The following is an 8,077-nucleotide window of genomic DNA, read 5'->3' as shown; positions in this document are numbered from 1 at the left end:
TGTCCCTTTGTCCCGCAGCTTCGTCGCAGGCACGGAACCTGCGGCTACGGTCCCCGTCCCTCTGTCCCTTTGTCCCGCAGCTTCGTCGCAGGCACGGAACCTGCGGCTACGGTCCCCGTCCCTCTGTCCCTTTGTCCCGCAGCTTTGTCGCAGGCACCGAACCTGCGGCTAAAGCTCCGAGCCTGCGGGCCTGCCGTGCCGCCCGGGCTCGGGTTCAAACAGCCGCCAATCCACGGCCGGTGCCAATTCCCGAAGCTTGGCGCACAGCGCCGCGCAGCCAGGATGCTCCGTGTGATAATGCCCGCTCGCGAACAGCGCGAGACCCCGCTCGGAGCCTTCCAATGCCATGTGCTGCCGGATTTCGCCGGTCACAAATGCGTCCGCCCCATACCTGAGGGCCTCCCACATCCCCTCATCGGCCGCGCCACCGGCAACGGCGACGGTCTCGATGCGCTTGTCAGGATCGCCCCAAACCTGGGCGGCAGACCCAAAGGCCTCGTTGACGACCCAAATGAACTCGGCAAGGGAGCAGGGTTCGGCCATCGACCCGACGCGCCCAAGCGGCATCTCGACCACCGGCTTAAGGAGAACCACATCATAGGCAGGCTCCTCGTAGGGGTGGTTGGCGCGCATGGCCTCAACCACATCCGAAGCCAGGCGCCTGGGCGCGCGCATCTCAATCCTGACCTCTTCCACCTTTTCCACCGACCCAAGTCGCCCGACCACGGGGTTCGAGCCCTCGAGGGGCCTGAAAGAGCCCGTCCCCGCCAACCCAAAGACGCAACGCTCGTAATTGCCGATCACACCTGCCCCGGCCGCCGACATCGCGTCCACGATGGCCTCTTGAGCCTCTGCGGGCGAGAACACCACGACCTTCACGGTGTCGACTTCCGCCCCGAAGCCCATCGGCATCACATTCTGGAGGCCCAGGAGCGAGGCCATCGTGTCCGAGATGCCCCCGGGGGCGGCGTCCCAGTTGGTGTGAGCCGCGTGATAAGCGATGCCGCCTTCGATAAGGCGATGAATGAACCTCCCCGCGAGCGAGGCGTCCGTGACTCCGGGAATGGGCCGGTAGATGGCCGGGTGATGGGCAACGATCAGTTGGGCTCCCGACTCAATGGCAAAGTCGGCCAAACCCTCGGACCAGTCAAGACTCACCACGCCGGTCTGGACCTCAGCATCCCGTCTGCCGACCTGGAACCCGGAGCCGTCGTCGGGCAGGCACCATCGCGCGGGCGCGAAGGACTCAATAACGTCGAGCACATCCTGGACCGTGGGCATGGCTCATTTTGGCGGCTTTCGAGCGACGCCGGAAGAGCGAGGCGCAGATTCGAAGCTCGGTTGGGGCCGCGATGCCCGCTCGCCGACCCACACAGCGGAGTGTTGGGGCTTGCCGTTGTGACGCTTGGAGACTCCAATCGCCGAACCCTAGGCGCCCAGGCGAGGATGCCAGGGCTCCACCGATCTCAGTGTTCCCCTTCGGCAAGCTTGGGGCAGGTTTCTCTCCCACGGGCCGACGGGATTCATCCTCACGCACCCTCACGCGTCCTCACGCGTCCTGTCTCGGCAGCCGGATCGTGAACACCGAGCCACGGCCCTGCTCGCTCACCACCTCGACCCTTCCCCCGTGGCCCTCCACGATGTTCTTCACGATGGACAGCCCCAAACCCGTGCCGCCCGACTGCCTGGAGCGCGCCTTGTCCACCCGATAGAAGCGCTCGAAGAGCCGGGGCAAGTGCTCGGTCGCAATGCCGATGCCCGTGTCCTGAATCGAGACCGCCACCTCTCGCTCTCGCGCCCAGGCCGTGACTCCGATGGCGCCGCCCTGTGGCGTGTATTTGATCGCGTTGTCCACCAGGTTCAGCACGGCTTGTTGAAGCTGGTCAGGGCTCGCAAGCACCATCAGGCTAGGCTCGATCGTCGCCGAGACCTTGATGCCCGCGCGTGCCGCCTGCTGCTCAAAGCGGTGGCAGACCTCCTCAACGATGGCCGACAGATCGCACCTGGTCCGCTCCGGCTGCCGAGATTCCGCATCGGAGAGGATCAGCAAGTCTTCCGCGATGCGCGCCAGGCGGTCCGTCTCATTGATGATCGTGCCGATGAACTTGTCTGCCACCTCCGGATCCCCCATTGCGCCGAACTGCAGGGTCTCTGCCATCGCCCTGATTGAGGCGAGCGGCGTGCGCAATTCATGAGAGACGTTGGCCACAAAGTCGCGGCGCACGCGCTCGAGGAACCGCAGGGCCGTGATGTCATGAGCCAAAACCAACACCCAGTCCCGAGCCCCTTTCACCAGGTGGACCTCGACCGAAAGCAGGCGGTCGCTCTCATCTACGGGCCCGATCTCGGCCGACTGGGCGAGAGCCTTCGTGCGGGCCGTGGCGACAAGACCCCTAATGGCCTTGGGAAGCGACCGAACGCCCTTCGTTGGTGAGACGTGCAGGAACCTGCGCGCCGCTTCGTTGGCGAGGGTGACCGAATCTTTCGGGTCCAGCACCGCTATCGCCGTGCCGGTGTTGTGCAGCAACGACTCGAGCAGCGCATCGAGGGGCAGAGAGGGTTGGGCAGAAGGACCGAGGTCCGCCGCCCCCGGCGTCGTTCTCATGCCAACCCCATCACTTTCACTCACTGCTGAACTTATATCCGAAACCGCGTTGGGTTAGGATGCGTTTGGGGTTCGAGGGGTCTTCCTCTACCTTGGTGCGCAGCCAGCGAACGTGAACATCCACCGTGCGCTGGTCCACAAAGGCCTCTTCTCCCCAGACTCGATCGAGCAGCGTGTCTCGCGAGACGACCTGGTCGGGATGGCCCGCCAGCAGGCTCAGCAGCTTGAACTCCTTCGGCGTCAGCTCGACGGCCTCGCCACGAACGGTCACGCGGTGCTTCACGGGATCGATATGAACATCGGCGACGGAAATCGGCTTCTTCCTTCCGGTGGGGCCCTTCTGCCGGCGAAGGTGCGTCCTGACCCGTGCGATCAGCTCACGGATGCTGAACGGTTTGGTCATGTAGTCGTCCGCTCCTAGGTCCAAGCCGAGCACGCGATCCTCTTCCTCGCCTTTGGCCGTGAGCATGATGATCGGCACATCGCTTTCCTTTCGAAGCACCCGGCAAACCTGGAACCCGCTCGCGGCAGGAAGCATGATGTCCAGAATGATGAGGTCGGGCTTGGTGGTGCGGGCCAGGTGCAGGCCCTCTTCGCCGCTGCCGGCAGTCAGCACCGAAAAGCCCTCCTTGCGAAGGCTGTAAGCAAGTGCCTCGACGATCGGCTTCTCGTCGTCCACGACGAGAACCCTTTGAGCCCGCGAAGAATCAAGAACGCTTGTAGCCATGGATTGGTCTGGCTCCTTTGGCGCGCCGCACCTTGCATTCAAGACTGCGCCACCGCCGAATTGGAGTGTAGTAGAGGTTGAGCGGACCAAATCTAATCTTCACCTTTGCTTAATCCTCCCTTAATCTACGCAGCAAACACTGATCGTGTCTGACGACAAGGAGTGGTGAGTCCCTATGAACACGAAGAGTTCTTGGCAGATTGCGGCTTTCGCGCTTTGCGGCCTCATGGTTCTGGCCGGATGCGGCAATTCTGGAGCGCCGGCGAACGGCACGAGCGATGCCTCTGGATCGGGCGGTGGTTCCCTAGCCGGAGACATCAAGGTGGACGGCTCCAGCACGGTCCTCCCCATTTCCGAAGCGGTCGCCGAGGAGTTTGGCGGCTCCTATTCGGGAGTCAGGGTCACCGTGGCCGAAAGCGGCACCGGCGGCGGATTCAAGAAATTCATCGCGGGCGAGATCGACGTCGCGGACGCCTCTCGGCCAATCAAGGACGAGGAAGACGCAGACTGCGCGAAGGCCAAGATCGAGTACGTCGAGCTGCCGATCGCCTACGACGGCATCGCCATCGTGGTCAATCCCAAGAACACCTGGGCCAAGTCGATCACCGTGGACGAGTTGAAGAAGCTCTGGGCGCCGGAGGCGCAGGGCAAGGTCATGAAGTGGAGCGACATTCGCGCCGGCTGGCCCGACAGGCCGGTCAAGCTCTACGGTCCCGGCACCGATAGCGGCACCTTCGAGTATTTCACCGAGGCCATCGTCGGCAAGAAGAACGCGAGCCGCGGCGACTATTCCGCCAGCGAGGACGACAATGTACTCGTGCAGGGGATCGCGGGTGACGAAGGTGCGCTCGGCTACTTCGGCCTTTCCTATTACCTAGCCAACAAAGACAAGCTCTCGCTCGTGGCGGTGGACGATGGCAACGCCGACAACGGCGCCGGTCCCATCGCTGCAAGCGAGACCACGGTCCGCGACGGCACCTACCAGCCCCTATCGCGGCCGCTCTTCATCTATATCAAGAAGTCCTCGCTCGATCAGCCTCACGTGGCGGCCTTTGCGAAGTTCTATATCCAGAACGCTGCAACGCTCTCGGCCGAAACGGGCTATGTTGCCCTTCCCGATTCTGCCTATCCGATGATCGAGAAGCGGCTCCAAGATAAGGTGCTGGGCTCCGTCTTCAAGGACTCCAAGCCCGGGATGAAGATCGAGGACCTGCTCAAGAAGGAGCAAGGCGGCTGATGCATCCAGGCCCGGCCGAACGCTCTCGTGCCGACCTGTTTGCCCCTCGCAGGCCATCGGAACGGATCATTGGATCCGTTCTGATGGCTTGCGCCCTCATCTCTATCTTTGTCACCGTCGGCATCGTCCTGGTGCTGGCGGTGCAATCGATGGGGTTCTTCCGCGAGGTTTCGCTCGCGAAATTCCTGGGTGAGCGGGAGTGGACGCCCCTCTTTGCGAATGCGCACTTTGGCGTTTGGCCCCTTGTCTGCGGCACCCTCGTCACCAGCGCGATCGCGATCCTCTTTGCCCTGCCTCTGGGCTTGCTGGCGGCGATCTACCTTAGCGAGTTCGCCACCGATCGCACCCGCAGAGTGCTGAAGCCGCTCTTGGAGGTTCTCGCAGGCATTCCAACCGTCGTCTACGGCTACTTTGCCCTGACCTTTGTGTCCCCGTTGCTCCAGAAAGTGGTCCCCGGTATGGGAACGTTCAACGCCCTCAGCGCGGGACTGGTGATGGGCGTGATGATCATCCCCATCATCGCATCGCTCAGCGAGGACGCCATTTACGCCGTGCCACCCAGCCTCAGAGAGGGCGCATTCGCGCTCGGCGCGGGAAAGCTGAGGACCGTGCTCAAGGTCGTCGTTCCGGCGGCCTTCTCGGGCATCGCCGCCTCGGTCTTGCTCGGGGTCTCCAGGGCCATCGGCGAGACCATGATCGTCGCCGTCGCCGCCGGCCAGCAGCCGCAGTTCACGTTTGACCCGCGCCAGGCGATCCAGACCATGACTGCCTACATCGTCCAGGTCAGCAAGGGCGACACCCCCACCGGCACCCTCGCCTACCACACGATCTTCGCGGTCGGGCTCAGTCTCTTCGTCATGACCCTCGTCATTAACGTTTTCGCGCACCGCCTCAAGCAGCGGGTGCTCAAGGGGGCAGGATGAGCGCCATTCCCGCTCCGACCGTCCCGCAGCCCGCCCAGGCCGACAACGCCCTGACCGGCAAGGTGCGCGGCGCGGGCGCGGAGCGCGCCTTTAGGGCCCTGTGCTGGATTGCCCTGATTCTCCCGCTCTTGCTCTTGGCAGTTTTACTCGCCTCCACTGTGCGCGATGGGATGCCCCGATTGACCTGGGACTTCCTCACCAGCTACCCCTCTCGGAAACCGGAATTGGCGGGGTTCCTTCCCGCGATCGTGGGCAGCCTGTGGCTCATGGGGCTCACCGCCGTCATCGCCATCCCACTCGGACTTGGCGCCGCGATCTACCTGGAAGAGTACGCCCGCCCGGGCAAGCTGACCTCGCTCATCGAGCTCAACATCAGCAACCTGGCCGGTGTGCCATCGATCATCTATGCTCTGCTCGGATTGGAGCTGTTCGTGCGCATCATGTCGATGGGCAGGAGCATCCTCGCGGGCGCGGCTACCCTTGCCTTGCTCCTCTTGCCGATGGTCATCATGGCTTCGCGCGAGGCGCTGCGGACCGTACCGCGCTCCCTGCGCGAGGCAGCGTATGCTCTGGGCGGCGACAAGTGGGCCAGCATCCGGCAGGTCGTGCTCCCGATGAGCCTTCCCGGGGTGCTAACCGGAATCATCCTCTCTCTCGCGCGGGCCATCGGTGAGACCGCGCCGCTGTTGACCATCGGGGCGGTGACCTATTTGGCCTTCGTGCCGAGTTCTCCAACCAGCGCCTTCACCGCCATGCCCATCCAGGCGTTCAACTGGATTTCCCGCCCGCAGAAGGGCTTCCAGGTGGACGCAGCCGCCGGCATCGTCGTTCTCCTCGTGTTGATGCTCTTGATGAATGGAGTCGCCATCTGGCTCAGGGCAAGGCTTCAACGACGTATCAACTGGTGAACCCGCCCTTATCCCACCATCCGACCTCCGCCATGATTACCATGCAACCGACAAAACCTCCAGAGGCGTCCATCTTCTCCCCTCCGGCCGTTCAAGCCGAAATGGGGCCATTGCCCTCGCTCACCAAGGAAGCCAAGATCAGGTCTGAAGGTCTGAGGGCTTGGTTTGGCCAAAACGAAGTGCTGAAAGGCATCTCGATGCCAATCCCAGAGCGTCAAGTGACCGCGATCATCGGCCCTTCCGGCTGCGGCAAGTCCACCTTCATCCGCTGCATCAACCGGATGCACGAGGTGGTACCCGGGGCGCGCGCCGAGGGCAAGGTCACCCTGGATGGGCAGGACGTCTACGCCCCGGGGGTGAACCCCGTGCGCCTTAGGCAGCGCGTGGGCATGGTCTTCCAAAAGCCCAACCCGTTCCCGACGATGACCATTCGGGACAATGTCCTTGCCGGGCTGATGCTTCAAGGCCACAAACCCAGAAACGCCGATGAAATCGTGGAGCAGGCTCTAGTCAAGGCCGCCCTCTGGAACGAAGTCAAAGACTCGCTGAACCGCCCCGGCGTGGGCCTTTCAGGTGGCCAGCAGCAGCGGCTCTGCATCGCCAGAACGCTGGCTCTTGAACCTGAAGTCGTGCTGATGGACGAGCCCTGCTCGGCTCTGGACCCGATCGCAACGGCCAAGATCGAGGAGCTCATCCACGAGCTGAAGGCGCACTACACCGTCGCCATCGTCACCCACAACATGCAGCAAGCCGCCCGCGTGGCTGACTTTACGGCCTTCTTCTATATGGGTGAGCTGATCGAGTTCAACGAGACGTCCAAGGTCTTCACGCGGCCCGACAAGCAGGCCACAGAGGACTACATCACTGGGAGGTTCGGTTGAGCCATGATTAGGGACACGATGGTGCAGAAGGGCCTTCACACCGACAGCGAATACGAGCGAGAACTGAATCGTCTTCGCAAAATGATCCTGCAGATGGGCGCTGCGGTCGAGCAGATGATCGAGGATTCGCTGACTGCGTTCGACTCCAAAGACGCCGATCTTGCGCGCAAGGTGATCGATCGCGACCCCCAAATCAACAGGCTGGAGATGGAGTCGGACGACCTCTGCCTCCAGATCCTTGCCCGCAGGCAGCCCGTCGCCTCCGACCTGCGGTTCATCACCATCGCCATGAAGCTGGTGACCGACTTCGAGCGGATGGGCGACCTGTGCGTCAACTGCTGCGAACGGACCCTCGAACTCTGCGAAGGCGGCAAGTACAACACGATCCCGGAGCTTCGCAAAATGGCCAAGGCCGCCAAGAAGATGGTCCGCGACGCCTTCGAGTCGTTTGTCGAGGAGGACGACGAACGCGCGATGACGGTGCTCGAGGCCGACAACGAAGTGGACCAGCTCTATGCGGATGCCTTCCACAAGCTGCTGACCACCATGGAAACCGAAGGCCCCAAAGTCTCCTGGGCCAGCAAGATCCAATCGATCGCCAAGTACCTAGAGCGCCTGGCCGACCACGCAACGAACGTCGCCGAGTTGGTGGTCTTCATGGTGCGCGGAAAGGACGTCCGCCACATCGGCAGCCGCGAGGAGTCGGCGGAGTAGGGCTGGGGGGCTGGGGTTCGTGGTCCGAGGTCCAAGGTCTGAGGTCCGAGGTCTGAGGTCCGGGGTCCATGAACCGTCAACC

8 protein-coding genes are annotated in these 8,077 nt (G+C 63.1%); 5 read left to right on the top strand and 3 right to left on the bottom strand.

The window, feature by feature from the left end:
• Nucleotides 1-168 precede the first annotated feature (168 nt).
• The 3 genes from HZC36_15080 to HZC36_15070 form a co-directional block, all read right to left on the bottom strand.
• The gene (locus HZC36_15080; protein MBI5708305.1) at nucleotides 169-1,281 is read right to left on the bottom strand and encodes a Nif3-like dinuclear metal center hexameric protein; all 1,113 of its coding nucleotides are present in this window, start codon (nucleotides 1,279-1,281) and stop codon (nucleotides 169-171) included.
• A 268-nt stretch (nucleotides 1,282-1,549) separates the two neighbouring features.
• Nucleotides 1,550-2,605 carry a PAS domain-containing sensor histidine kinase gene (locus HZC36_15075; GenBank protein ID MBI5708304.1) on the bottom strand — a complete coding sequence of 352 codons (1,056 nt, stop codon included), beginning with the start codon at nucleotides 2,603-2,605 and terminating at the stop codon, nucleotides 1,550-1,552.
• Nucleotides 2,606-2,621: 16 nt separating this feature from the next.
• Entirely contained in the window at nucleotides 2,622-3,332 is a 711-nt protein-coding gene (locus HZC36_15070) for a response regulator transcription factor (GenBank protein MBI5708303.1), read from the bottom strand.
• 175 nt (nucleotides 3,333-3,507) lie between these two features.
• On the opposite strand from HZC36_15070, the gene HZC36_15065 reads away from it, so the two are divergent.
• The 5 genes from HZC36_15065 (at nucleotide 3,508) to phoU (ending at nucleotide 7,995) form a co-directional block, all read left to right on the top strand.
• A complete protein-coding gene (locus HZC36_15065; protein ID MBI5708302.1) occupies nucleotides 3,508-4,569 on the top strand; it encodes a PstS family phosphate ABC transporter substrate-binding protein in 1,062 nt (353 codons plus the stop codon).
• Nucleotides 4,569-5,492 (top strand): phosphate ABC transporter permease subunit PstC, encoded by a 924-nt coding sequence (gene pstC / locus HZC36_15060; GenBank protein MBI5708301.1) that lies wholly within the window; start codon nucleotides 4,569-4,571, stop codon nucleotides 5,490-5,492. Before HZC36_15065 ends, pstC begins: the two co-directional genes overlap by 1 nt.
• A complete protein-coding gene (gene pstA / locus HZC36_15055) occupies nucleotides 5,489-6,400 on the top strand; it encodes a phosphate ABC transporter permease PstA (GenBank protein ID MBI5708300.1) in 912 nt (303 codons plus the stop codon). The genes pstC and pstA overlap by 4 nt, the downstream gene beginning before the upstream one ends.
• 101 nt (nucleotides 6,401-6,501) lie before the next feature.
• On the top strand, nucleotides 6,502-7,281 hold the full coding sequence (pstB, locus tag HZC36_15050) for a phosphate ABC transporter ATP-binding protein (GenBank protein MBI5708299.1): 780 nt from the start codon (nucleotides 6,502-6,504) through the stop codon (nucleotides 7,279-7,281).
• Nucleotides 7,282-7,284: 3 nt separating this feature from the next.
• Nucleotides 7,285-7,995 (top strand): phosphate signaling complex protein PhoU, encoded by a 711-nt coding sequence (gene phoU, locus HZC36_15045; protein MBI5708298.1) that lies wholly within the window; start codon nucleotides 7,285-7,287, stop codon nucleotides 7,993-7,995.
• Nucleotides 7,996-8,077: the final 82 nt, after the last annotated feature.

Source organism: Armatimonadota bacterium (genome assembly GCA_016223145.1).
In the GTDB taxonomy this organism is placed as follows: domain Bacteria; phylum Armatimonadota; class Fimbriimonadia; order Fimbriimonadales; family Fimbriimonadaceae; genus Nitrosymbiomonas.
Note: the sequence above shows the minus strand (reverse complement) of the source record. Positions and strands in the feature narration are given on the sequence as shown.

Bases quoted from the DNA above. Each gene is read 5' to 3' on its own strand.
- HZC36_15065 (MBI5708302.1), top strand. From the start codon at position 3,508: ATGAACACGAAGAGTTCTTGGCAGATTGCGGCTTTCGCGCTTTGCGGC.
- pstA (MBI5708300.1), top strand. From the start codon at position 5,489: ATGAGCGCCATTCCCGCTCCGACCGTCCCGCAGCCCGCCCAGGCCGAC.
- phoU (MBI5708298.1), top strand. From the start codon at position 7,285: ATGATTAGGGACACGATGGTGCAGAAGGGCCTTCACACCGACAGCGAA.
- HZC36_15070 (MBI5708303.1), bottom strand. From the start codon at position 3,332: ATGGCTACAAGCGTTCTTGATTCTTCGCGGGCTCAAAGGGTTCTCGTC.
- HZC36_15075 (MBI5708304.1), bottom strand. From the start codon at position 2,605: ATGAGAACGACGCCGGGGGCGGCGGACCTCGGTCCTTCTGCCCAACCC.
- pstC (MBI5708301.1), top strand. From the start codon at position 4,569: ATGCATCCAGGCCCGGCCGAACGCTCTCGTGCCGACCTGTTTGCCCCT.
- pstB (MBI5708299.1), top strand. From the start codon at position 6,502: ATGGGGCCATTGCCCTCGCTCACCAAGGAAGCCAAGATCAGGTCTGAA.
- HZC36_15080 (MBI5708305.1), bottom strand. From the start codon at position 1,281: ATGCCCACGGTCCAGGATGTGCTCGACGTTATTGAGTCCTTCGCGCCC.